Genomic DNA, 25,823 nt, shown 5'->3' with positions numbered 1-25,823 from the left:
CTTGGGTTCTACCCAGATTTTACGGACACATCTATAAAGAGGCATACTATGCCTAAAAGGAGTGTCTATGACCAAGCGAAGAAAATATTCTGCAGAATTGAAACGTGAAGCTGTTTTGCTCGCTCAGCAACCTGACGCGAGTTGTCGTCAAATTGCGTTAGATATCGGTATTAATCCCAATTTACTGAGTCGCTGGAAACGCGAGGCTGAGCAGTCTCAAGATAAAGCTTGCGATATCGCGTTGCCGCGATGTGTTTTCTGTTCTCCTCATGTGCCGTTGTTTGAGCGTCTCTCCTAGTGGTTATTACGCTTGGGTGGAACGTCAGCCAAGTGCGCGTACTCTTGCTAACGCAACGTGATTAAAACGAATGCGCGAGATACATGATTATAGTGGCAGCATTATCGGCGCACCACATATGCACGAAGAGCTGCAAGCAGCTTTATCTGTGTGTGGTGCTTGACCTGTTTAGCAAGCTCATCGTTGGTTGGTCGGTGCATCATCGACAAGACCGTCATATGGTGATTCGAGCCGTCGAAATGGCGGTTTGGCAGCGTCAGGAAAGACATCATGTTATCTTACATTCAGATCGTGGCACACAATTTACCAGCGGAGACTATCAGCGCTTTCTCAATCAAAAGAACCTAACCAGCAGCATGAGCGCTGTAGGCCATTGTGCAGATAACGCGGCTTGTGAATGGTTCTTCGGTGTAATGAAACGGGAACGTATCAATTATCGGCAATACCGGACGAGAGACGAAGCCAGAGCAGATACTTTTGATTATATTGAACGGTTCCATAATCCAAGAATGCGACGTAGACTAGCGAATCAAGATCGTCAGTTTACGTCTTTACTAAAAACGGGGTAGAACACACAGCTTCATACGATCCACCCTCATCATGTCGGGAAAATGATTTACAGCATCATTGATCCAAGAGCCGTATAGTCTTAAATCCTTAGCCGTCTGTTTCAATTGCTGCCTCAAATCACATTAGACACCACAAAGCATAACCATATGCTGCTGCTTTCCCCGCTCTAAACGAGTCGCCCATAGTTGTTTCCATTCTGTTTCTGGTTGAGCGGAGAAATCAGGTTTTCCAATAAACTAACCGTTTGAAATTATCAATTTTCAGTTTGATTCTTTTATTTAACCACAAATGATTGGAGTAAATACTCCACAATAAATACAGTTCATTCAAATGTGGCACTCCGTTAGTTACATATAAATTTAGCAATACTCAAATATCACATAGATTATGAGCATTAAAAATCTTTCTACGGCTGATAAATGTATAGAACTCCATTGAATGAACGATAACGTTACTACTCAAAGATGAAATGATATGACCGTGAATACGACCTACATGGCAGCATTAAGATAAGCCAAAATGATGACACAGTTTTTTTGATAGATAAGTTAATTAATGATTACGAGCTTTAATTTTTCCCTTTTGAAGGGCATGAATGATGACTTTTACATGAATAATTACCACAGAATGAATATTTTCATCTACACTTCATTTGTTAAAGTATAAACTCTATTTTCTTTTTTACATTTCTATTATTTATATGTATGGCATAGCAAGAGGTAAGTCAAAAAAATAAAATGAAATACGCCTCATGTTGAACTGCAAACCGCAGATCTTGTTTCTTTAATTTTTGAGAAGTATCTCTCATGTTGAAATTTTCAATAAATATTTTCAAATATGGAATAATTATTTTATATATTTGATTTTTATGAAAAATAACTGCTTAACCCTTGTTCAGCAAATATATTCTTAAATATTTCTATCTTGATAGCCTCTCGGATTATGTGGTAACTATTTTCACAGAGAATAAAAACTTAATTAAATAAAAATTCTCTGACTTAAAAGTTTAATAATTTTGTTTTATAAAAATAACCAGAAATTCATCGCGATATGATCGCATATTATAAAAACAAAAAATTGAGGTACAGCGTCAAAAAAACCATAATTTACACATTCATCAATAATTGTTTTTTTGATTAATACTATAACAACGTCAGGGCTAGGATCATGGGCTTTATTTCGTCAGCGGTATCGTTATGTCAATAATATGATCTATATCAATAGATGTAGGTTAAGTGCCGTTTGAGCAATAAAGCTTTTGAATATATAACGAACTGGATAACCAGAATTACCGTCTTTCAACGGTCATCAACTGTATGTGATTTTTAGAATGACGGTTTCAGGAAAAAGTAAGTTACCCGCCCGACAAGTTGTCCACTGCGAACGGTAATCACCAATTATCGTTCGCAAAATAGGCTTTATAGAGGTAACTATCGAATGATGATTCAACGTATTTTCGCCGTACTATATATGCTTGCCGGCATTGCTAAACTGTTCCCTCAGTTTGAAGATGTTGTAGCAGAACTTCAAATAGCAGCTGTGGCAAATCAAGGAACCTGGTACGAAGGGATTTCTGCTTGGATTGGTACTCACGCTCAATTTTTCAATCTCCTCTCCGGTGCTATTCTCTTCATTTCAGGGCTGATTTTGCTACTGAATCCGCCTTGGACAAAATGGGTTATCTATGGCCAGCTTCTGATGATGGTCGTTTTTGTCACCATTTTGCACCGCTCACAACCTCAGGTCATATTGCTGGATGCCGTCTTTGCTTTAGCAGCACTGTACATGCTCCGCAACCAATACCGACGCAAAACAGCATTCCGCATCTTCCCCACGCAAGATTTTTCTCAGCTTCAGTCAACCTCCGCACAAACAGACCGACCTCAAAATGGAGAGAACTATGACGTTGTCATTATTGGTGGCGGTATTGCCGGATTAACCGCAGCCAGTGAGTTTGATCAGGAACGCGTTTTAGTCGTCGAGAAAACGGCATCTTTGGGAGGTAATGCTCGTCATGAATCCTATCAAGGACTCAAGCATCCTGTCGGTGGTGTCTGTTTTCAAGAGCCACTCCCCGACTCTGAGATGATGTATATTCTGAAGAAAATCGGCATGGATAAAAGCTACCGCTCCAACGCTGAAGACATGTTGGTTTTTTTCGATACGATGTTATTGATGCGTTGTTTGGGAGAAGTGATTATTGGCTTTCTCAAAAAACCGGCTTTTCTGCTCAAACCTGAAGTATGGGGACTCACCTGCCAGCTCTTTGTAAATGCCATTATTGGTAAACCGTATGTAAGTTCATCCAAACAGCTCGGAGATCCAACGTTTGCTGAACTTTATCGCTTTCTGGACCGATTCGCTCCCGGAACCCGGCTCTATCCTCAAGTGCCTTGGAGTGAAGCAAGTGGTTGGCCCCGGGAAGAAATGGAACTGCTGGATAATATTTCTCTGTACACCTATCTGTTTGAACCCGAGAAAATTGCCCACTTCCCTCAGCATCTGCGTCCACCCGTCCTTGGTAAATTAGTTGAAAATGCAATTCGGGTTGCACTGCGGGTTGAATGTTCTGATCTCAATGATGTCTCTGCCTATGCCGGACTTTACTTTCTCATCGGTTATTTACGCGGCAACCTGATGGCACTGCCCGGAGGAAATGGCGGCATCAGTGAAGGATTATGTCGTTACCTTGATGCAAAAGAAAATGTGACCATGGTGACCGATGCAACGTTGGACAACATCAACCAACTTGCTGAGGATCATGCTGAATTACAACTGATGGTGGGCGGCCAATCGATACAGGTCAATACGCGCCAAGTCATTTGGGCTGCACAGAAAAGCGCGATTGTTCCTCATGTTCCAAGCTTGCCACAGGCTCAGGTTGAAGCCATTCAGACGATTTGTTACGAAGATTATTATATGGCCAGCGTATTGCTATCAAAACCTGTGCTTAGTCATGCATTTGGCGGGTATATGATCGAACCTGAACACGCTTCTGTGAATGAACCGTTCTACTGGTGTAAACCCGGGACTTGTTTGGTCGCAAACTGGATGGATCCTGACAGCAACGCTGAGGTCGGTGTACTCTCACTACTGATGCCCACAACGCGTCCTGAGCGCAAAGGCCGCGATGCTTATGGAAAATTCAGATCGCTGCAAAAACAGACTCATTTTGAAATATCCAAACTCCTGACAAACATCGGTATCAATCCGAATGTGATTCAAGATATCAAAATTTGGCACTGGTCTGGCGGTCTGGTTACTGCGGTTAAAGGACATCATAGTCGTGGTATCTTTAATACCGCAGGGCAGCCATTTAAATGTATTCAATTTGCGAATCAGGATAGTGTCGGTATCGGTAATATTGAAGGCGCAATTTTCTCTGGCTTGAAGACATCAAGAGCGGTCAAGCAACAGCTAAATGCTGCGCTGACTCCTCAACCGGAGGCAAGCGTATCTCAACATCAGACTGAAGACTCTTTAGCAGGAGCAACACTATGACGGATGCTCATATCGTTGTCGGGATCTCCGGTGATCAGCAACTCGCCCATCAACATTTGGGTGGTAAAGGTTATTCACTGAACCATTTGGTTCATGCGGGCCTGCCCGTTCCAGTGGCTTTTTGTGTGACAGCAGATGCTTATCAGCAATTTATTCGGGAAACACTTCCCGCGCCACTGCTCGAATCCGGAGAGATGGCACAGGTGCGAGAAACAATTCTCAATGCAGATATCCCGGAATCCATTAAACAGGCGATTCAGCAAGCCTATCAGAATTTGGGAGAGAATCCCCGTATAGCGGTACGCTCATCCGCACTGGATGAAGACGGCCAATCCCAATCATTTGCGGGTCAGTACGAAACTTATCTGCATGTTCAAGGGATTCAAGATGTTCTGCAAAAAGTGCGTTCCTGTTGGGCATCGCTTTGGGCTGACCGAGCGGCACTTTACCGTCAGGGACATGCCTGCGAGAGTGCTATCGCAGTGGTTCTGCAAGAGATGGTCGATGCGGATGCAGCCGGTGTGATGTTTACTTGTGATCCACTGTCCGGCAATCAGGATCAGATTGTCATCGATAGCTGCTGGGGATTGGGTGAAGGGGTTGTTTCCGGTCAGGTCACGACCGATACCTTTACCCTCGACAAACAGACTGGCAACGTTATTGCTCAGGAGATCCGTCACAAGCCCCACTACTGTCAGTGTGATGAAAAAGGACAAGTCACTATTCTGCCGACCCCTGAAGCATTGCAAGAGAAACCCAGCCTGACACCGGAACACTTGAGCGAGCTGAACAACCTTGCACGTCAGGCCCGGTTAATTTACGGCACGGATTTAGATATCGAATGGGCGGTAAAAGATAACAAAGTTTGGCTGCTACAGGCACGTCCGGTCACGACCGAGGCAAAAGAAGCAACTGTTGTTTACGCTAATCCTTGGGAATCAAAACAATCGGTGAAAGATGGTGCCCTGTTCTCCCGGATGGATACCGGTGAAATTGTGACCGGCCTGATGACCCCGCTGGGGCTGTCATTTTGTGAGTATTATCAGAAACATATTCACGGGCCGGCGATTCAGAAAATGGGGATGGCAGATATCTCGGACTGGACGATCTACATGGGCTACATTCAGGGACACGTCTATCTGAATATTTCCGGCTCGGCCCACATGCTCAGACAGTGTCCGCCGACTCGCGATGAGATGAAATTTACCACCCGGTATGCGACGGACGATATTGATTTCACCCACTATCAGAATCCTTATGGTCCCGGTGTTCAGGGATGGGATTATGCCAAAAGTGCCTGGTACTGGCTCAAGCAGCAGATTCATAATGTCCGTCATGCACCGAAAATCGTTGAACGCATGATTACCCTGCGTCAGCAAGAAACACAGCGTTTTCTGGCGCTGGATTTCAGCAAAATGACCCTGGCCGATCTGAATCGTGAATTGGAGCGTGCAGATCAATACTTTCTGGAGAGTTGCGCCGCTTATATGCCCTTCTTCCTGCAATCTTTTGCGTTGTACGATGCATTAACGGAAACCTGCGAGGCGTATTTGGGTGACAAAGGCAATGGTCTGCAAAATCGCATCAAAGCGTCGATGAATAATCTACGGACGATTGAAGTCACACTCGGTATTCTCAAACTGGTTGATACCATCAATCAGCAACCTCTGTTGAAACAGCTTTTTGACAAATATGAAGCGAATGAACTGGTTGAACGCCTGCAGAAAGATCCCAACGGTCAAGACTTCTGGCATGGGCCATTTGAAGATTTTCTGTTTGAATTCGGCTCCCGGGGAAGACAAGAGTTTGAATTAAGTATTCCACGCTGGCGTGATGATCCAAGTTACTTATTACAAGTGATGAAGATGTATCTCCAGCATCCGGTTGATTTACAGAAGAAATTACAAGAGACAGAAAGCCTCCGCAATCAAGACAGTGCACAACTGTTGAGCGGACTGCCCTTTATGGGACGATTCAAGCTGAAAATGCTGATGAAGCTTTATGGTGTCATGGCGGAACGGCGCGAAGCGACACGTCCGACATTTATCACCGAAACATGGTTCTATCGCCGAATCATTCTGGAAGTGCTGGGACGCTTGGAAACACAGAACATTGTGCGCCGCGAGGATCTGCCTTATATCGATTTTCAGCGTTTTCGTGATTATGTCGCCGGTCGGATTTCTACCGATGAAGCGTTTGATCCTGAATTGCTCAATCAAAATCGCCATCAGCATTTACTAAATCTCCATGCGGATGAGCCGCCAATGGCAATTATCGGTGGTTATACGCCACAACTTAAAGTCTCAAGTGCTGACGACCACCCGGATCAGTTAAAAGGTTTAGCCGCAAGTCCGGGACAGGTCGTTGCCAAGGCTCGGGTCATTACCGACTTGCAAACCCAAGCCGGAGAATTACAGCCCGGTGAAATTCTGGTTGCCAAATTTACTGATGCCAGTTGGACCCCGCTATTTGCTCTGGCCGGTGGTGTTGTCACGGATATCGGCTCCGCTCTCTCTCACAGCTGTATTGTTGCGCGTGAGTTTGGGATTCCGGCGGTCGTGAATCTGAAAACAGCAACACAACAGATTCAGAGTGGCGATACGCTGATTATCGATGGCGATAACGGGCATGTCAGGATCCAGCGTCAGGAATCATAGGCAGAACGAATCACCCATATCGGTGGCAGAGAAACTCTGTCACCATAAGCAAAATTATTCATATTAGCATCGAATCATTACGGATGATTCGGCGGGGGCTGCTGCGTTTTTTAAGCGGGCAACGGCTGTATTCATGCATACGGTTCGCCCCATTTGAACAAGTACACATGTGAGTTGGATAACTCCCATGATTTCAGAGAAAACAAGGAACCGATCCATGATAGGACAAGCAACAAACGCTTCCGGCGCCTTATATGAGCAGTTTTGGCAAGCGAGTCACGAAGATCAGCCTCAGAGGAAACTGGATACGATTACTGTCGGTGTGATTGTCGTCACTCAAGATCCCGCCTTTTTTCAGACTGGCCTGAGTGTATTGAATGATATCCGGGATTATTCATTTAATCAGGTCCATATTCAGTCAGACCTGCCTTTACAGCTACTCGACTTATCTTATGATGAGCTCTATCTGGAGACGCGAGGCAAAGCTATTCACTTTCTGAAAGAGCAGAAAAAAGCCATCAACATTCAGGTCATCCAGTGCAGCAGTCTCGCGGAAGCCACTGGTAAAATTGTGTATTCCCACGCGTTGGAAGAACAATCGGCATTTCAGGTCGGAATGTTGTTTTACGATCAAGCCTCTTTAGGGCAAAGCGATGATCAAATCGAGAAAATCGATCGCGATCTGGATGCATTCTATTGCGCCATGCAAAAAACGGGGATTCCTGCGTTTTATACCACGTTTTCTACGGTGACATTTATTCGTAGTCTGCGTTCCCCCTGTCGTTATTTACCGCAGCAATACCGAGAAATTGTTCGTTCTCAAGATCCTCAAGTTTTCCAGACAGAACTGCTCTGCCTGTGGATGGATTTCTTTGAAATGAACTACACCAACCGACGGGTTAAACCTGAAGGTGCCGCTGCACTCCATAATACCTTGGCGGATCAGCTGATCCGATTCTTTGAGGATGTGACACCAGATCGGTGGCTGTTCTCTTATTACACCGGTTCAATCGTCTCCAATCTGATTGGTTATCTGGATAAGCATGCCCAAACGCATGGTGCTTTAACTCTGCGAGGGCCGAATGAACATGCCATCGCCTGCGGTGCGATTGCCAACTGGCAGCTCTACCGAATGCCGTTTCTCGGTGTCGTCACATCCGGCATGATGGATGAGTTCAAAGGAACCTTAGCCAATCTGCGTGAAACCGCAGCCAAAGGGATTCTGGTCGTTGCAGAAAACCGCAATAACCAGTGGTACAGTTTCCAGGGGACTCTGACACCGACGGAAGACATGCGGGAAGTCCTGCAAGCGCGCCGGATCCCTCATGTCTACATTCACGATGTCAGTCAGATGACTGAAGGACTGACGGAAGTCTTCCGGCTTTATCATCTCAATCAGGGGCCGGTAGTGATTCTCGCAACTCAGAATGTGTTGGAATCCAGCCTGCCATTGGACCATGTGATCAGTGATGTCGCTAGCCTACCGATTCAATCCGCAGATACCGTGTCGGTATCCGGTGAAGCATTTGAACAAGCGATGCAACTAATCAACGCGGGGCCGGAAAAACTCATCTGGCAGCTCGGCCCGGTGACTGACGATGAATATGCACTGATCCATGAAATCGCTGACGTTGCAGGGATTGCTCTCGTTGACTCATTGGCACACCCCGGCACAGCACCGAAATATTATCAGGGGAAATTGAACCCACACTATCTCGGCACATTGGCGATCTACGGTTATAGCCCGCGAGTCTATAACTTCATGCATACCAACGATAAGATCAACCCACTCCATGAACAGAGCCTGTTCATGATCAAAAGCCGCGTGGCTCAAATTACAACGCCCTTCTCCGATGGTCGCTTAGAAAATAAGGTTCATCTTGTTCAGTTAACGCACGATGAACGCCACTTATCGCCTTATGCCAACATCCATCTTCATATGGACTGTTTGACATTCCTCAAGGCCGTCAAAGCCAACCTGAATGTCAGTGATAGTCTGCGGGAAAAACGTCAGTCGCTGATTCGCGCCTATCTGGACTCGCCTTCAGATGTGGTCAGTCGTTTACCGACGCTGCCGATGTCACCGAACTATTTCTTCTCGCAACTCAATCGGGTAATTGAAGATTTAATTACAACCCAGTCATATGACTATACCGGGGTTTACGATGTTGGCCGATGCGGGATTTCTGCAGTCAGAAATGTCGCCAGAACCCGCCGCGGTTTTTCCGGCTGGTATGGCCGGGCACTGATGGGAGATGCCTTGATGGCAACAACCTATCTGGCGCACACCAGTCCGACCCATGTCATTGCTTTCATCGGTGACGGTGCGAAAGGGATTGTGCCTGATATGTTGCCGGCGTTTATCGACAACATTCTCACCCATCCGGAATCACTCAATAAAAGCATTACTGTGTTCTATTTATGTAACGGCGGACTATCCGTCATCAATACCTATCAGGAACGTATTCTCTTTAACCGGACATCTCGGCAAATGCGGCTGATGAACCTTGATCAACCGGCGTTCGAACAGAACATCAATGACTTTCAGATCAAAAATCAAACGCTGACGCATTTTGATGAAACCGTCATCCGTGATGCGCTGACAAGTCCGAAGCGACTCAATTTATTTTCCGTGGTGCTCGGTCACAACAATGAAGGGGATGGTATTTCACTGGCAACCGCCAAAGGCTGGCAGCGCGACCCCTGTGATAAAGAAACACTACGACAACGTACTGCGGCTGCTAGCCAATCAGAGCCTGCCAGCCAATCATTTGACCAAATTCAAGCAAAGGAAGTCACATCATGAAGTTCGGGTTCATTGCTCATCCAACATCTGTTGGTTTAAAACGTTATGTCAAAATGCTGGATCTGCTGCAGCGTAGTTCAAATGAACTCCACAGCGGTTACAACCGAGAGTTATGGCATAAAGAAAATCTCGTGCCGTTTATGAACTTTGCCCGGATCACATCAGCGACGGGGGCAACCTGTGAAGGCATTATTCGCTATATGCCGTTGGTTGCCGACGAAATGTTGGCAGAACCGCGAGTGATCGCTCAGCGGGTAATTCAGGGAATTGAAGAGCTCGTTGAAGATGGTGCGGAGCTGGTTGGTCTGGGAGGATTCACTTCGATCGTCGGACGGCGTGGAGAAGCGACCGCTGAAAAATCACCGGTGCCGGTTACATCAGGGAACTCATTGACAACGTATGCCGGTTACCGTGCATTACGTCAGATTACCGAATGGCTGGATATCAATCCGGAGAAAGAGCCGATTGCAATTGTCGGTTATCCCGGGTCAATCTGTCTGGCTTTAAGTCGGTTATTGCTGGCCGAAGGTTATTCACTCTACCTGCTCCACCGCGCCAGTCACAAAGATCAAGCTGAACTCCTCAGCCACTTACCGGAACAATATCACCATCGTGTCACGTTAACCGGTGATCCGGAGACGCTCTATCGGTCATGTCGCTTATTTGCGGGAGCAACCTCTTCCGGTGGTATTATCGAAACAGCTCGTCTCCAACCCGGTTCGATCTTTATTGATATCGCACTCCCCCGGGATGTCGATACCGATGTTCGCCCTCAGCGAGAAGACATTCTGATCATCGACGGTGGCTGTGTCACAGCGACCGATGCCGTCAAACTTGGTGGTGAGTCATTAAATGTGACCATCAAGCAACAGTTAAATGGCTGTATGGCCGAGACAATTGTATTGGCTTTGGAAGGACGCCGGGAAAAATTTTCACTCGGTCGCTACCTGCCACCGGAAAAAGTGCTTGAGATCGGTGAAATTGCCGAGAAACACGGATTTTACGCCTATCCGCTCGCGTCTTTTGGCGAACGCCTCGAACGACAGCAAGTAACGAATCTCAAACGCTACTATCACCAAGACATTTATGAGCAGACATCCGATAACACGCCCACAGCGCAATTAGCCTTTATTGATGGGTTATTGAATCAAGATGCCGAACGTGAAGACACACTGGATCGTTATCGCCAATATGTGAATCCGATGATGGTTGATTTTCTCCGTCTACAGCATTGTGACAATGTGTTCCAACGCGCATCCGGAACCACACTATGGACGGCAGACGGAACCGCGTTTTTGGATATGGTCGCGGGATATGGCTGTCTGAGTCTCGGTCACAACCCTCAGCCTGTGGTCAATGCATTGAAAGATTACCTCGATGCACAAGGGCCAAACTTTATTCAGTATATTTCGGTCCCGGAACAGACAGCGAAACTTGCTGAACTGTTGTGTTATCTCTCTCCCGGCAATATGGGACGGGTCTTTTTCAGCAACTCGGGCACCGAAGCCGTCGAAGCTGCAATCAAAATTGCTAAAGCATCAACGGGTAAACCGGGCATTGCGTATATCAATAACAGTTATCACGGTAAAACGCTCGGCGCGCTCTCACTCACCGGTCGTGATAAACACCGCCGTTATTTTCAACCGCTGTTAGAAAACATGGTGGAAGTCCCCTTCGCCGATCCGGACGCATTGGAAACCGCGATCCGACGTGATGATGTCGGTGCATTGATCCTTGAGCCGATTCAGGGCGAAGGTGGTGTACATCTCTTCCCCGAAGGTTATCTGCAACGCGCTCAGCAATTATGCCGGGAGACCGGAACACTGTTAATGGTGGACGAAGTTCAGACCGGACTCGCTCGCACCGGCAAACTGTTTGCCTGTGAGTGGGACAACCTAGAGCCGGACGTCATGATCCTCTCGAAATCTCTTTCCGGAGGGCTGGTTCCGATCGGTGCAACCTTGTGTCGTGCTGATATCTGGCAACGTGCTTATGGCACAGCGGATCGTTTTCTGGTTCACAGTTCAACATTCGGTGGCGGTAACGTTGCCTCTGTAGTTGCCCTGAATGCGTTGCGAGAGTTGGTAGCACAAGATCTGCCGGCGCGAGCGGCTCGCTCTGGTCAATATCTCAAGCAAGCCTTGGAAGAGATCGCCGCGCAATATCCGTTTATCAAGGAAATTCGAGGGCGTGGACTCATGCTGGGCATTCAGTTCGAGCAATCTTTTGCCGGAGCCGTTGCAGCATCAGCCCGTGAGTTTGCGACACGCCTGCCCGGTGACTGGCACACCACGTGGAAGTTCTTACCGGATCCGGTACGTGAACATCTTCAGATTGCCATGACTCGTATGGAGCAATCGCTTGGTGAAATGTTCTGTATGAAGTTTGTCACGAAGTTGTGTCTGGATCACAACATTCTGACATTTATCACCGCCAACAGCTCAACCGTCATTCGTATTCAACCGCCGTTGATCATCGAACAGAAAGAAATGGAACGGTTTGTAGCTGCGTTTGCAGATGTCTGTGAAGAACTCTCGACATTTATGGACTAAGCACTGAATTCATATACGGAATTCAATCGCTGAAATTAAAACTGAGCACCAATAAAGGAATTTTTCATGACACGAACAAAACAAGACGCCGTTAATCAGATGATGGGCTTTTTTCAGGCAAAAACCCTGACAGCGGCATTAGATTTAAAATTATTCGACCATTTACATCACCAAGATTTGAGCGCTCAGGCAGTTGCCGACAAACTCAATAGCCCGCTTCGCTCCGTCGAGCAAATACTGATCGCACTTCGCGCGATGGGATATTTGGAAAAACAGGGCGAGTGCTATCACTTGCCACAGGAACATGCTTCATTTTTGGTTAGTAGTGAGCCGATGTGGTTGGGATGGTTAGGTCGTCACATCGATACATTCCTCTACCCATTATGGGGTGAGTTGAAAACCGCAGTAACCAGTGATACCAATCAACGTCAGGCCGTATTCGGTGATAATCGCAGCTGGTTCGACATTCTTTATCAGAATCCGGATGATGTAACTGATTTTCAAGAGTTTTTGGGGAAGTTTGCCGCACCATTCATTGAAGGATTTATCCAAGATTACGATTTTTCTCAACATGAGTCGTTTCTGGATATCGGCAGTGGTATCGGAACATTGCCCATCGCCGTTGCCGGGATCAATTCCGACATTAATCTGACGATTTGCGAACTGCCTCAAGCGTGTGCATTTCTGCGCGACCGATTGGCCGTCCAAGGCTATGGCGACAGAATCAATGTCATCGAAGGTGATGTGATTTCCGGAAAACTGGCGTTACAGGATCACGATTTGATTCATTTAGGCTGGATGTTACATGACTATGCACCAGAAATTCAGATGACTATCTTGAAGAACATTTATGCAGCGATGCCAGCCGGCGGACGCTTCATGGCATCAGAAACACCGTTGAATGATGAGAAATCCGGCCCTGAGTTTACCGCCCTGCTCTCACTCAACATGCTGGTTTCAACGGATGGCGGGATTGAAAGTAGTACTCAGGAATATCTGGAGCGTTTCCGGGCTGTCGGATTTGAAAATGTTCGGATTATCGAACTGTCCGGTCCACGGACGCTCATCTGCGGCGATAAGCCTCAATCGGCCAATCTGTAAGGAGCTCATGATGTTAACCAACCAATTAATCCAGCATATCGCCCAGCAGTTTCTTGACGGAGACACGGACGGTTTAGAGAGCGAAACCCCATTATTTGAGCTGAATATTGTTGATTCTGCCGCAATTTTTGATCTGGTCGATTTTTTAAAGAATGAGGCTCAGGTTGAAATCAAAATGCAAGATATCTACCCGGAAAACTTTGCATCCGTTGCCGCGATGGTTTCGCTTGTTGAACGGTTGAAGGCGAATCAAAATGAAGGAGAACAAGTATGACAGAACATAACCAAGCCGCATCTGATGCACTACAGCAATTCATTCTGCAAACGTTTTCCACAATCACCGAATATCCGGTCGATGCATTGTCAGTGACCAGCCATCTGGAAAATGATTTAGGAGTTGATTCGATTGCCTTGGCAGATATTGCCACCACACTGACCAAGCAACTTCAGCTTTCCACACCGCTGGCGACAGACAAGCTCGATACACTCGCGGATATTGTGTCAGCGATTGCGTCCACGGAATATCAGTTACCGACAGCGTCGTCTGCTGCCAAAGCAACCTCTGATACGCATTGGCTGGATGATATGATTTGTCAGGTCTTCGCAAGTCACAGCGGTTATCCTGTTGAATCAATCAGTATGAATGCTCAGATTGAAAATGATTTAGGGATTGACTCGATCAATGTGCTCTCAGTTCAAAGTGAATTACTGACCCTGCTGGGGTTGGACCCAAAACTGGAATTACCCAAAGCCGAGACACTGGCAGCCATGAAAGCAGCGCTTGTCAGTCAACTCCCACAAGACGGTGCAGGCTATCAACCTCCTGTGATCGCAACAGCGGAAGCACCGATACCGAGTGACGAAGATCCATATGCGCACCTTGCGATGTCTTCAGAGGCGGATCGCCAACAAATCGGTGACCCGCGAACCATGCGCGATTTCGTTGGGATTCAACATCCCGATCTGTTTTATAAAGCGCGTGAGTTCCGTAAGTTCTACCATGAAAAACGGGATAATCAGCTTTACTGGTATGGCATGCCATTAGAAACTCCCTGTAAAAACCGTGCGGTGATTTTTGATGAAACAACAGGGAAAAGCCGCGAATTTCTGATGTTTGGCTCAAACAGCTATCTTGGACTATCCAGTCATCCGGAAGTGATTCAAGCCATTCAGGATGCCGCGGGTTTATACGGTGCTACCAATACGGGCTGTCGGATTATTGCTGGCAGTAACATGCTGCACTTGGAACTGGAACGCAAGCTGGCAAAACTGAAAGGACGGGATGACTGTATCGTCTATCCATCCGGTTACTCGGCCAACCTCGGCTGTATTTCTGCCCTGACCAGTAAACATGATCTGGTATTTACCGACTCGATTAACCACATGAGTATTCAAGATGGTTGTAAACTGGCAGGCGCACAACGCAAAATTTACGATCACTCTCTGACCAGTTTAGAAAAATCACTGGCGAAATATGCTGATCATCCGGGCGGCAAACTGATTGTGACCGACGGTGTGTTCAGTATGCACGGAGATATCGTTGATCTGCCGCGTCTGGTCAAACTGGCAGAACGTTATGGCGCCAAAGTGTTGGTTGATGATGCCCATTCAACTGGTGTGTTAGGGAAAACCGGCTCCGGTACTTCCGAACACTTCAATATGAAAGGTCAGGTCGATCTCGAACTGGGGACGATGAGTAAATCTCTTTCAGGACTGGGAGGATACGTTTGTGCCGACGGTGACGTCGTCGAATATTTACGCTTCTATTCCAATTCCTATGTTTTTGCCGCGACGATCCCAGCTCATGTGGCCGCGGGCGTCATCGCTTCAATCGATATCATGCTGCGCGAACCGGAGCGACTGACTCGCCTGTGGGATAACATCTACTATTTCCGGACGCGTCTGCTCAATGCCGGATTTGATCTGGAAAACTCCGATTCAGCGATTATTCCTGTTGTTGTCGGTGATGATGCGAAAACTCTACTGTTTGGCCGCGCGGTCAGAAAACGTGGCATGTATTGCCAGACCGTCGTCTTCCCCGGTGTCAGTGTCGGTGATGCGCGGCTGCGGATTAGTGTCACCAGTGAGCATACCCGTCAGGATCTTGATGAAGCCTATCAAATCTTAGTGGATTCAGCACTTGAGGTGGGTGTTCCTGTTGCTGATGCGGCTCGAGTACGGGAAAAAGTTGCCATCGCGGAGGCATAATATGGCGATACCAACGATTTTAAACCGTTTGTTATCTCATATTCGTCATGCACCGGATCGTTCAGCGCTGCGTTGTGGAACGCAGCACTGGCGTTACGCGCAGCTGGGTCAACGGATGCTGCAAATTGCTGCGGCACTACAGCGGATGGATTTATCTCATCAGGGGATTTTACTCAATCTGCCAAAAGGCCCGGATACGGTTGCCGCGATTTATGCGGTATGGCTGACGGACAATCACTATATTCCGGTTGATTTCAGTCAGCCGGAATCGAGAATTCAGCGGATTATCGACATTGCCCGGCCGGTACTGATCATTGATCAGGATTGGCTGGATTCACTCGAACATCAACAAGTGCCGACGACAGCCATTGAGGATTTTCAGACCTTCAGTCATTCGCTCGCTGCAGTGTTATACACCTCGGGCTCAACCGGTCAACCCAAAGGCGTTCAGCTCACTCATACGATGCTAAGCTTTTTTATCGAATGGGCGATCACTGATATTGGCTTGCAAGCGGAAGATACCCTGTCTAATCATGCCAGCTTTGCTTTTGATCTGAGTACTTTCGATCTGTTTGCTGCGGCCTCCGTCGGTGCTTGTGTCTGGATTATTCAAGAATCCGAACAGAAAAACTGTCCGGCATTGATTGAAGGCATCGCACAACATCAAGTGACGGTGTGGTACAGCGTCCCCTCAATTCTGGCCATGATGGAGAAAAGTGGGTTACTGAATCAAAATGTGACAGCGTCACTGAGGCGAGTTATTTTTGCTGGTGAGGCCTACCCGATTGCGGCATTTCGCCAGTTACTTGTACATCTCCCCCAGCACTGCCGGATCAGCAATTGGTATGGCCCGACAGAAACCAATGTGTGTACCGCCTACACCATTGACCGTGACCGTCTGTCTCAGCTGAGTCATATCCCTATCGGCTATCCGCTCTCTGGTCTCCAAGGAGAAATTGAAGATGATGCCGGCCAACGTCATCAAATCCCGGACTGCACCGGAGTCAGTGGCGAGTTACTGATTTCAGGCCCTTGTGTAACACCGGGCTATCTGAATGCGCCTGAATCGCGACAAACCGCGTTGCATGCCAAACAGTGCCATGCAACCGGGGATCGCGTGGAAATGACACAAGACGGCCTCATCTATCGCGGTCGAATTGACGATATGGTTAAGATCAACGGTTATCGGGTTGAGCTGGGAGAAATCGAGTCGGCCTTATACCAACATCCTGCGATTCAACAGGTGGCTTTGTTTGTCGAACTCGGGGAACTCAGCCAACAATTGGTGATGGTCGCTGTTCTTAAAGACCCTGAAGCCAAGCTGAGTCTGCTTGCTATCAAGCAATTTCTCCGGGAGAAGCTCCCCGCTTATATGCTGCCGCAGAAACTGGTGATGACTGAACAATTGCCGATGAATGCGAATGGCAAAGTAGATCGCAGACGTTTAGCGGAGGTTACGCCAAGATGAGTTCAGATCAATCGAACAACCGACTGGCGATCGTCAGTATTGGGTGTGTTTTCCCCGGACAACGCCATTTTAATCATCTGGCAGAGCCACAAGCATGGCAACAACTAGTGCAACAGCATTACGTTTCGCCATGGCAACATGTTGATACTGAGCTGGACGTAAAAGCGGCGCTCTCTATCGGTCAAGTCAGTGATCAGGAGTTTGATTTCAGAAAGTTCGCCATACCACCGCTGTTTCGCAAGGCAGTCAGTAAAGAAACCCGGCTGGCGTTGTTAGCCGCGGATGAAGTTTTCCAACAGATCTCGCTCCCTGATTCCCTGCGGGATCATTGTGATCAATTCTGTGCGGTACATCTGGGAAGTGATGCGGCCTATCGTAATGCTGCGAAAGTTCAGGCATTACGTCTGCTTGGCGATCAATTGACCGAACAGAACCATTCTCTTCAAGAAGCAGAACAACAGATTGATGCGTATAAGCAACAACTCGTGCAATGTCTGGGCGCATCTTCCCATGACCGCATCGGTGAAATGGCTTCCAGTATCCCTGCCCGGATCGCACACTTTGCTCAGACCCGGGGTAAATGTCAGACTATCGATGGTGCAGATTTAGGTGGTTTACGGCTGCTGCAACTGGCACAAGATAGCTTTCGATTTCAAGACAGCCGGGTTGCCCTCTTAACATCGATTCAATGTTTTCACCATCCGGAACAAGCTAACCTATTGCTGGAACAAGGCGTCTCTGCGAACCAGACTTGGTTGGAAGGTGCGATTAGTTTGCTGGTTTGCCCGGTCAATGTCGCTCAGGAGAATCAATGGCCGGTTCTTGCCGAATTGGGTGACATCGATACGCTGCCATCGACTGAAGCCACACAAAATGATTGTGACTATTTTGCCGGTGCAAATCAGGTGTTCTGTCAGTTACTCGACATGCTGCGCCAGCAAAAACAACACTGTTCCGGCCACTCATTCACGGGGCTCGGATGGCAAATCAGTCCGACATCGGTCAATAAGACGATCCCCCACCCACAAGCACCGATCCAGCTTCTGGATTACTGTCCGCTGACAGCACTCGGTTATGACAAGTCGTCATTCTGGCAAACGCTGGCACAAGGGGGCGATACGATTCAGCCGTTATCTGCCGAGCAACTGCATCAGGTGGCGCTATTTCGTCCGCATCCCCAAAAGCTCAGCACCTATATTCGTCAAGCCATGTGCTTTCCCAGTCACAACATTCAGGATGTGACTGCCGAGAAGCCGATGATGCCGGCGAAACAACATCGGTTGGATGTCACGCAGCAGTACCTGCTCAATGCCAGCACACGTTTATCACTGCCATCAGATGCTTCCAATCGTCGTACGGCGATTATTGTCGCAACCAATCTGTCGCTGACACCAGATCGGGTTCGCACTGTGCGCCATTTGTGGGATCAGCTACCTCAGACAATCACGCTTCCCCGCCCTCAGCCGCTACCTCAAAACCGTTGGAACTGGTATGGCGCCAGTGGTATCGGTTCAGCAATGTTACTGGCACAACAGTTAGCAATTGAGGCAGACTGTTATGCGGTTGAAGCCGCATGTGCCAGCTCGATGGCAGCACTTCATGATGCAGTTAGATCATTGCAATCAGGACGTTATGATCAGGTAATCGTTGCAGGGATTGAGATGGCAACGACAGAACGCGATTTGGTGCTGTGCAGCGCCCAGATGATGCTCTCAACATCTCGGATTCGCCCGTTTGCCGATAAAAATGATGGTTTTACTCCCGGAGATGGCGGCGGGATATTTATTCTCTCCCGTCAGCCCGCCAACTCAAAAGCGCTCGCGACGATTCGTGCGATTTCTGGTTCATGTGACAGCCGCTCAATGACCGCACCGGATCCGGAAGGACAAGCGCTCGCGATAGAGAAAACACTGGCATTAACTGACGTCGCACCGGAGCAGATTCAATATATTGAGGCTCACGGTACCGGAACGGCTCTGGGGGATATTTCAGAAATTAGTGCGATTCGGCAACACTATCAGCGAGAAAGCGACTCTCCGGATGCAGCACCGCAGCGCGCACCGTTGTTCATTGGCTCAGTGAAATACAATTTCGGTCACTGTTTTGCCGGTGCCGCAGCCCTGAGTATGTGTAAAGTGCTCAATGCATTTGAACATGAACAGATTCCACCAACGCCGGTTTATGAGCAGATGAATCCTCAGTTGATGCTGGCCGATCTTCCGGCGGAGATCCCTCAGCAAACGATTCCTTGGCCTTACCCTTGTACGGGAGGGCGTATCGCTGCCATCAACTCATTCGGTACGGGCGGAATCAATTACCATCTGATTATCGAACAAAGCGGTACTGCTGATCACCATGAATAACGGACATTGAAACACCATCAGAACCATAGATGAAAAAGGACAATAAGATGAAAACAATTGTGCATAAAATTCGCCTGAAAGATATCGCTCTGTACCACGAATTTCGCGACTGGGTTGTTCACACCGACTATCAGGCATGTCATCAGCTCGATTCTGTTCTGGCATTTGATGTGATCGATGTCAGTCAGGCAGCCGATGCTCAATTCCACTTTATTGAGATCATTCGTCTCAGCTCTCTGGAAGCATTCGATCGTGATATGCAAACCCCGGTATTTCAAAGTCTGGTTGCACGTTTCGAGCAAATGGCCGAAGTGATTGAAGAAATTTCCGGGGAAAGAATCGGCAATGGCTATCAACAGTGAAGACCCTGCACGTATCGCCAGCCAGTCGACAGCGGGCACCGATGTGCCCCGCTTGCTGATTGCGCAAGCGTGTTTCGATCAACATACAACGGTAGCTGACGCACGCTCACAGGTCAGACAACAAGCGCGCTGGCAAACCAGACACTGGCTTAATCAGGTATGGCATACTGCCGCTTTGCCGTTCAGTCACAGGGAAGAAAGCTCGGTTGCACAGAAAACCAAGTGCTTTGAATTTAATATCATATATACTCAGCAAGGTCAGCCATTTGGCTTCCATCCCGATTTAGGTGTGCGCGGTGTGTCTGTCAGTCACAGTGGTATCTGGTATGCGATTGCCACGGCATCGCAACAGGCATTGGGGATTGATCTCCAGTGCTATCGGCATTTTGGTACGTCAGCCCGGCAATGGGCTTTCACGACTGAAGAATGTACGCAGTCCATGACATTACTTTGTGCGACTTGGGCTGTACGAGAAGCCTTTTTGAAGAGTCATGGCATCGGGCTTCCTCATTTATTGCGAACCATTGATATTGACTGGCAGCAACAGCGGGTATCTGATCCCAGCGCAAACTTGAGTGAACGCATGTTCTGGATGGTTTATGGCTTATATTGGGTTTGTGCGATCTGTTATTACCCTGAAAGCGAACGTCCGGAGCTGGATGTGATGACGTTATCTACATCTGTACCATTGACCGTTTCATCCGGCAGGAGCACATAATAATGTTTACAACATCGTTTGAACAAAACTTGGCCGGTGCGATTGAAATTGCTCGTTCAGCCCCCTCTTCTCATAATTGTCAGCCTTGGGCGGTGCGTTATTCGCCCTCATCCCAGACGGGTTATCTGGCAATTGATCGTCGTCGAGCGTTGAAAGGTCTGCCGTCATTAGAAAATGAAATGCTGATGAGCTGTGGCATTTTCTTTCAGCATATTGAGACATTAATGCGTAATGCCGGCACACCGCTGCAATGGACATGGTTTGATGAGTTTCACGCCACACCGACACTTCCTCACGCTCAAGACGGTCTCATCTGCTTCAGTCCGGCAGGTTTGCAGCCGGCCAATCCAGAGGCTTATTATGATCTGGCTGATCAGATTCAACATCGTCATACCAACAGGATGCCTTACGAAACGACAAAGCTCTCTGCACTACAACAGTTTCGGCTTCAGGAAATTTTCACCGATTCTCCGGTCCGGTTAGACTTGTGGCAAGATCAAATGAGTCGTCGACAGGTTGCTGATTTAGTTTATCAATATGCAGCACTGGATTTTGCCGACAAACGGGCCTGGCAAGAAACCTATAGCTTTATTCATTTTGATAAAAATAAATCTGTAGAGGATGGGTTCTACCTCCATCATCTATTTGGCAAAATTCCTGCCTATGTCGAGTGGTTATTCCGTATCGGTTTCCATCCGAAACTGAACCCATTCACTCGTCTCCTACGCTTACCTCAGTTCATGGCCCGCGAGTTCGCAAAGCTGACCGCGCAAGGGCCGCAATATCTGGCTCTGAGCCTTGCTGATCCCAATCAGCACAATCTGTTTCTGACCGGAATGATGCTGGCCCGATTATGGTTGTTACTTCAACAATGGGGTTGGGGGATTCACCCGCTCAGTGTACTCGTTCAACACGATTTACCCAAAGCAACACTGGCAAATACGTTGGGAATGACACATCAGCCAATATTTTTTGCCCGGTTCGGGCAGATCAAAATTGCAGCAGATGTTTCACCACGACGTCAATTAGACAGTATTTTAACTATCGATTAAGCCCTCAGCGACAAGAGGGAAAATATAAATTGTCCTCGCAAGAAGGAGTTACTATGGAAATTTGGATCACGTTAATTGTCATTATGTTGGTTTTATCCGGACTGGCTTATCGTGCCACTCGAAAAGCACAAGATACCCGCCCCATGTTTGTCTGGGGATTTAATACCATGGCCCCGGTTGCCCTCGCCTATTGTTATTGGGGAACGGGGGATTTTGGTCATAAAGCGTTGATTATTATATTTGTCGGCATTTACCTGTTGCGGATGAATATTGTATTAACGCGTTGGTATGCCAATACCGCTGCAGCGAAACTCGGTGGCGTCATCCCCGAGCAACAACAACCGATGTTGGCGATCATGATGGTCAACATTTTCGGTTGGCTTTACTGTTTACCGTTTTACTGGGCTGCCGATATTCAAGGACCATTCGGCGCGATGCAATGGTTAGCAATCATTGTTTATATTATTGGCACCATCTACCACTTTGGCAGCGACTATCAGAAGCGTCGTTTCAAGCAAAACCCCAACAATCGCGGCAAGCTGTTAAACACCGGTTTCTGGGGCACCTCCCGCCATCCCAATTATTTTGGCGACTTTCTGATTTTTGTCAGTTTCGGCCTGCTCGCGAATCACTGGATCGGGCTGATTGCCCCACTCACCAATATCGGACAATATTATGGGGATGCCATTCCGAAAAGTGAAAAAATGTCTGGTGAACGCTATGGCGAACAATGGGAAAATTATAAACGGAAAGTGAAATGCTTTATTCCGTTTGTCGTGTAATGTGATTGCACAGAAACAAAACAACCAGTCCGATTAGGGCTGGTTGTTTTGTTTCGGCCGAGTGAATAATAAGACCATTACCTCTCAGCCAGAAAAAATCAGCCCTGTCCTACGAGAGACCGCATTGAATGATTTGGTATTTGAACAGCCTTATTATGTTGATGCACGTGCGACTATTTTTGGCCGAGGTGCATGCTTTGATCGGAATATGAAATTTGCAGAAATCCCGGCGGATCAGCAACGTAACTCTTCTGGACGGTTGGTTTCATTCCGTACGTTATATGGTTGGCATGGGACGCTGATCCCCGTATCTGATACTTGTCAGTATTCACCGGCATCCGTCTCGGTTGACTTTATGCAAGATCTGATGCTGTTCCAATTTACCTCGAGCGAAAAATAAGTCTCTTCACTGGAGTGCCTGCGAGCCGAACCGGATTCCAGAAAACCTAGCGATTTTCATTGAGATACTTATTGACGATCGCTTGAATATGGTGCTTTCTGAACGGCTTGACGATAAAGTCGTCCATTCCTGCCAGAAGGCATTCCTCCCGATCTTCCGGTGTTGAGTGAGCTGTTAAGGCGATGACCGGCGTGAGAATATTATGATGACGTAACCTTTTGGTGGCCTCAATCCCATCCATTACCGGCATCGAAATGTCCATCAGAATCAGGTCAAATGTGGAATTCTCTGCGATAATATCCAGAAACTCTTGTCCATTTTCAGCAATAGTGACACTGTAACCTAATTGTTCCAACAGAATCTGAATAACCATCTGATTGGTTTTCGTATCTTCAACCACCAAAATAGTCTTCTGAGCGGCGGCTTTGAGCGAGGGGGAAACAGACGCGGGTAACTGGGACTGAGCAACCTGATAAGGTTTTTTTAAACATAACGGCAAGTTGACATGAAAGGTCGTGCCTTTTGCTACTCGACTTTTTACATCAATCTGCCCGCCCATGAGATCAACCAGGTGCTTCGTGATGGCTAAACCAAGCCCTGTCCCCCCATAGTTTCTTGTTTTGGTACTGTCAGCCTGAATAAATGGGGTGAATAAATGATGCAGTTTCTCCGGCTTAATCCCAATGCCTGTATCAGCAACAATAATCGTCAACTGATCATCCGCTGTATTGAGTTCAACCTTAACTTCGCCTTCATCGGTGAATTTGATCGCATTCCCCACCAGATTAAAAATAATCTGCATGAGCCGAACCGGATCAACAAAATATTCATATTGATCTGCGACCTGAGCTGAAATGTGAAACGCCAGATTTTTCTGTTTAGCATTCTCTTGATAATGTTCCAGAGAGCCGAGCAGACGTTCGTTCAAATTGGTCCACTGGCGATGTAGTTTAAAATGCCCTGACTCGATTTGACTGACATCTAAAATGTCACCGATAATCACGTGCAGTAACTCCGCAGAATGCCCCATACGGGTTAACAAATCACTCTGATAGTCATCTGAATCTTGCTGCAAGATATCAATGATACCAATCACCGCATTCAGCGGTGTTCTCAGTTCATGACTCATCATTGCAAGAAATTGAGATTTGGTTTCATTGGCTTGTTCTGCAATCTGGCGAGCTTCTTGTAGCTCTTTAGTTCGCTGATCAACGATATTTTGCAGGGCTTCTTTATGCTCAATTTCACTAATTGCACGTTCGATCAGTGGCCGAAAGCGGAGAAACGTTGATTTGGTATCTGTATTGAATTGACCACTTTCAGAACCGAGCAGTAATAACACCGAGTCACTGGCTTGTGCCCTAATACCAATCATCAGTGCCATCCCGATACTTTTCCTGAGCGGCTCACTTAAGAAACTAAACTCAGCAAGAGAATCGGGCTGAAACAGTAAAATACATTCGCCATCGAGAACACGTTGAAATTTATCACCGTAGCGCCACTGTCTATCTTTAAATGCACCATTGGTGGTCAGAAACGTGGTAAATGTCTGTTCTGATTTCTGTTTGGAAATAACAATAAAGTCGCTGAAATCGATGTATTGCCCCAGCACTTTTTGAAGTTCATCAAAGATCTGATATTTGTTTTCTGAATGGCTTAACGCTGACAAGGTCGCAAGAATAGTTCGGTTTTCTTCAGCCAGACTGATTTCCCGCTCCCGGCATCTTCTCAATTCCAGTAAGGTTTCATTCAGCTCTTCTATATGCTCGAGGTTCTTCATAATGAGAAAGACTCCGGCTCATATAAAATGGCAGATGAAATCATCAAATTACCATGAGCATTTTCACCACCGACAAACTGCCCTTGCTCACCGTAGGTAAACGGACAGATAAAAGGTTTGTCGTTTAACTGCTCACACATCTGTTTTTGTACACTCTGAATATCACTCCCCAATCGAGCCATGGCACCGGCACAGAAAATCGAGATGGCACCAAGGATCTCCGAGTGGGTATAATTCTTAGCACTTGCTTCTTTCAAGACTCTGGCTGCCCGATTCACCAACTGTTCCCGGGAACCGGTCATCAGTGTAATTTCTTCACCAACCTGAACATCAGCAAACAATTCCAACTCGCCCCGCTCCGTGATTCGTCTTGGATGAGTCAATTTATAATAAGATTGTTCATAGATTTGCCCGGCAATGCGTCCGAGAGGAAAACTGGTAATGTGTTGGTAGAGATATTCATCAGAAATCAGTCGATTAGAATGATCACTGATCCAAGCCTTATAAACATCAATTGCAGGTTCATGATCAATTTCTTCAAGCAGGCGGCCATGAGATTTGGTAATGGTTCCGACACATTCAGTCGGAGAATAACCGGCACAGAAGCCGGTTGTCACGGGACTGAGAGGGAAACACAGTTGAACTGCAATCGCATTGCCGGACCAGCCTTTATCGGTCATGACAGACCATCTCTGCTGAATAAAATTATCAGCCGCACTGCCGCCAATCATCGGCACCGACATACCAAACACAGCATCTATCGCAGCAATAATTTCTTCTTCATATCCGGGGATAGCGTGTAAAACGACCAGATCCGGTACTTCTCCACACCGTTGTGCGTGCTGTAATGCCTGCTGAATCGCCTGTTGAACGGCCTCATTAATTGTGGCGTGATTCGCAAATTCAGCGAATCCCGTTCCGAACGTACAGGTATCATGATGAACGGCCATTAAGGCAACGGTCGGCCCGTTAAAATAGCCTTTTTCTGTCATGATACCCTGATATGACGAACACCCCACTATCGGGACATTCGGTAGCTGCCGAGTTAACTCTTTCCATAAGATTTCTGGGGCATACTCTTCGGTATAATAAAAAAACACACCGCGCAAGTGAGGGCGATCCAACGAAGAAATCAGTGAAGATACGGCCGCAATAGGATCAATAATCTGAGAAACTTGAGTTAAAAATCGCATCTGCCACCGTTG

General features: G+C 47.2%; 16 protein-coding genes and 1 pseudogene. 15 read left to right on the top strand and 2 right to left on the bottom strand.

Going from position 1 to position 25,823, the window contains the following annotated elements; all coding sequences use genetic code 11:
• The first annotated feature begins 67 nt into the window (after positions 1-67).
• From AC55NX_RS17300 to AC55NX_RS17230, 15 genes and pseudogenes are all read left to right on the top strand, one after another.
• Positions 68-867 (top strand): annotated as a pseudogene (locus AC55NX_RS17300) (IS3 family transposase).
• A gap of 1,438 nt (positions 868-2,305) precedes the next feature.
• On the top strand, positions 2,306-4,369 hold the full coding sequence (pigB, locus tag AC55NX_RS17295; protein ID WP_496996864.1) for a prodigiosin MAP biosynthesis oxidoreductase PigB: 2,064 nt from the start codon (positions 2,306-2,308) through the stop codon (positions 4,367-4,369).
• Positions 4,366-7,026 carry a prodigiosin ligase PigC gene (gene pigC / locus AC55NX_RS17290; protein WP_496996863.1) on the top strand — a complete coding sequence of 887 codons (2,661 nt, stop codon included), beginning with the start codon at positions 4,366-4,368 and terminating at the stop codon, positions 7,024-7,026. Before pigB ends, pigC begins: the two co-directional genes overlap by 4 nt.
• 217 nt (positions 7,027-7,243) lie before the next feature.
• Complete coding sequence (gene pigD / locus AC55NX_RS17285; protein WP_496996862.1) at positions 7,244-9,832, top strand: prodigiosin MAP biosynthesis protein PigD; 2,589 nt, start codon at positions 7,244-7,246, stop codon at positions 9,830-9,832.
• Positions 9,829-12,384: a prodigiosin MAP biosynthesis aminotransferase PigE gene (gene pigE / locus AC55NX_RS17280; protein ID WP_496996861.1), complete on the top strand. Its 2,556-nt coding sequence runs from the start codon at positions 9,829-9,831 to the stop codon at positions 12,382-12,384. Before pigD ends, pigE begins: the two co-directional genes overlap by 4 nt.
• A 66-nt stretch (positions 12,385-12,450) precedes the next feature.
• A complete protein-coding gene (locus tag AC55NX_RS17275; RefSeq protein ID WP_059120767.1) occupies positions 12,451-13,485 on the top strand; it encodes a methyltransferase in 1,035 nt (344 codons plus the stop codon).
• A 7-nt stretch (positions 13,486-13,492) separates the two neighbouring features.
• Positions 13,493-13,759: a hypothetical protein gene (locus AC55NX_RS17270; protein WP_496996860.1), complete on the top strand. Its 267-nt coding sequence runs from the start codon at positions 13,493-13,495 to the stop codon at positions 13,757-13,759.
• Positions 13,756-15,693, top strand: a complete 1,938-nt coding sequence (locus tag AC55NX_RS17265; protein ID WP_496996859.1) for an aminotransferase class I/II-fold pyridoxal phosphate-dependent enzyme — start codon at positions 13,756-13,758, stop codon at positions 15,691-15,693. Before AC55NX_RS17270 ends, AC55NX_RS17265 begins: the two co-directional genes overlap by 4 nt.
• Position 15,694: 1 nt before the next feature.
• Entirely contained in the window at positions 15,695-17,161 is a 1,467-nt protein-coding gene (locus AC55NX_RS17260; RefSeq protein WP_496996858.1) for a D-alanine--poly(phosphoribitol) ligase, read from the top strand.
• Positions 17,158-19,524, top strand: a complete 2,367-nt coding sequence (gene pigJ / locus AC55NX_RS17255; protein WP_496996857.1) for a prodigiosin MBC biosynthesis protein PigJ — start codon at positions 17,158-17,160, stop codon at positions 19,522-19,524. Before AC55NX_RS17260 ends, pigJ begins: the two co-directional genes overlap by 4 nt.
• A gap of 47 nt (positions 19,525-19,571) precedes the next feature.
• Positions 19,572-19,886, top strand: a complete 315-nt coding sequence (locus AC55NX_RS17250) for a RedY/HapK family protein (protein WP_059120772.1) — start codon at positions 19,572-19,574, stop codon at positions 19,884-19,886.
• Positions 19,870-20,604: a 4'-phosphopantetheinyl transferase family protein gene (locus AC55NX_RS17245; RefSeq protein WP_496996856.1), complete on the top strand. Its 735-nt coding sequence runs from the start codon at positions 19,870-19,872 to the stop codon at positions 20,602-20,604. The genes AC55NX_RS17250 and AC55NX_RS17245 overlap by 17 nt, the downstream gene beginning before the upstream one ends.
• A gap of 2 nt (positions 20,605-20,606) precedes the next feature.
• Complete coding sequence (locus AC55NX_RS17240; protein WP_496996855.1) at positions 20,607-21,656, top strand: hypothetical protein; 1,050 nt, start codon at positions 20,607-20,609, stop codon at positions 21,654-21,656.
• 53 nt (positions 21,657-21,709) lie between these two features.
• Positions 21,710-22,438 carry a DUF1295 domain-containing protein gene (locus tag AC55NX_RS17235; RefSeq protein WP_496996854.1) on the top strand — a complete coding sequence of 243 codons (729 nt, stop codon included), beginning with the start codon at positions 21,710-21,712 and terminating at the stop codon, positions 22,436-22,438.
• Positions 22,439-22,499: 61 nt separating this feature from the next.
• Positions 22,500-22,838: a hypothetical protein gene (locus tag AC55NX_RS17230; protein ID WP_496996853.1), complete on the top strand. Its 339-nt coding sequence runs from the start codon at positions 22,500-22,502 to the stop codon at positions 22,836-22,838.
• Between the two features lie 46 nt (positions 22,839-22,884).
• Here the strand turns inward: AC55NX_RS17230 and AC55NX_RS17225 are convergent, their stop codons facing one another.
• Both AC55NX_RS17225 and AC55NX_RS17220 read right to left on the bottom strand, forming a co-directional pair.
• Positions 22,885-24,618, bottom strand: coding sequence for an ATP-binding protein (locus AC55NX_RS17225; protein WP_496996852.1), 1,734 nt, complete (start codon positions 24,616-24,618; stop codon positions 22,885-22,887).
• Positions 24,615-25,742 (bottom strand): FIST signal transduction protein, encoded by a 1,128-nt coding sequence (locus AC55NX_RS17220; RefSeq protein WP_496996865.1) that lies wholly within the window; start codon positions 25,740-25,742, stop codon positions 24,615-24,617. The genes AC55NX_RS17225 and AC55NX_RS17220 overlap by 4 nt, the downstream gene beginning before the upstream one ends.
• Positions 25,743-25,823: the final 81 nt, after the last annotated feature.

The organism is Vibrio rubrogenes (assembly GCF_059641415.1).
The sequence above is the reverse complement of the archived record's forward strand: the minus strand, read 5'-3'. Positions and strand labels throughout refer to the sequence as shown.

Excerpts from the sequence above, each read along its gene's own strand:
- pigB (WP_496996864.1), top strand. The coding sequence starts at position 2,306 with ATGATGATTCAACGTATTTTCGCCGTACTATATATGCTTGCCGGCATT.
- pigC (WP_496996863.1), top strand. The coding sequence starts at position 4,366 with ATGACGGATGCTCATATCGTTGTCGGGATCTCCGGTGATCAGCAACTC.
- pigD (WP_496996862.1), top strand. The coding sequence starts at position 7,244 with ATGATAGGACAAGCAACAAACGCTTCCGGCGCCTTATATGAGCAGTTT.
- pigE (WP_496996861.1), top strand. The coding sequence starts at position 9,829 with ATGAAGTTCGGGTTCATTGCTCATCCAACATCTGTTGGTTTAAAACGT.
- AC55NX_RS17275 (WP_059120767.1), top strand. The coding sequence starts at position 12,451 with ATGACACGAACAAAACAAGACGCCGTTAATCAGATGATGGGCTTTTTT.
- AC55NX_RS17270 (WP_496996860.1), top strand. The coding sequence starts at position 13,493 with ATGATGTTAACCAACCAATTAATCCAGCATATCGCCCAGCAGTTTCTT.
- AC55NX_RS17265 (WP_496996859.1), top strand. The coding sequence starts at position 13,756 with ATGACAGAACATAACCAAGCCGCATCTGATGCACTACAGCAATTCATT.
- AC55NX_RS17260 (WP_496996858.1), top strand. The coding sequence starts at position 15,695 with ATGGCGATACCAACGATTTTAAACCGTTTGTTATCTCATATTCGTCAT.
- pigJ (WP_496996857.1), top strand. The coding sequence starts at position 17,158 with ATGAGTTCAGATCAATCGAACAACCGACTGGCGATCGTCAGTATTGGG.
- AC55NX_RS17250 (WP_059120772.1), top strand. The coding sequence starts at position 19,572 with ATGAAAACAATTGTGCATAAAATTCGCCTGAAAGATATCGCTCTGTAC.
- AC55NX_RS17245 (WP_496996856.1), top strand. The coding sequence starts at position 19,870 with ATGGCTATCAACAGTGAAGACCCTGCACGTATCGCCAGCCAGTCGACA.
- AC55NX_RS17240 (WP_496996855.1), top strand. The coding sequence starts at position 20,607 with ATGTTTACAACATCGTTTGAACAAAACTTGGCCGGTGCGATTGAAATT.
- AC55NX_RS17235 (WP_496996854.1), top strand. The coding sequence starts at position 21,710 with ATGGAAATTTGGATCACGTTAATTGTCATTATGTTGGTTTTATCCGGA.
- AC55NX_RS17225 (WP_496996852.1), bottom strand. The coding sequence starts at position 24,618 with ATGAAGAACCTCGAGCATATAGAAGAGCTGAATGAAACCTTACTGGAA.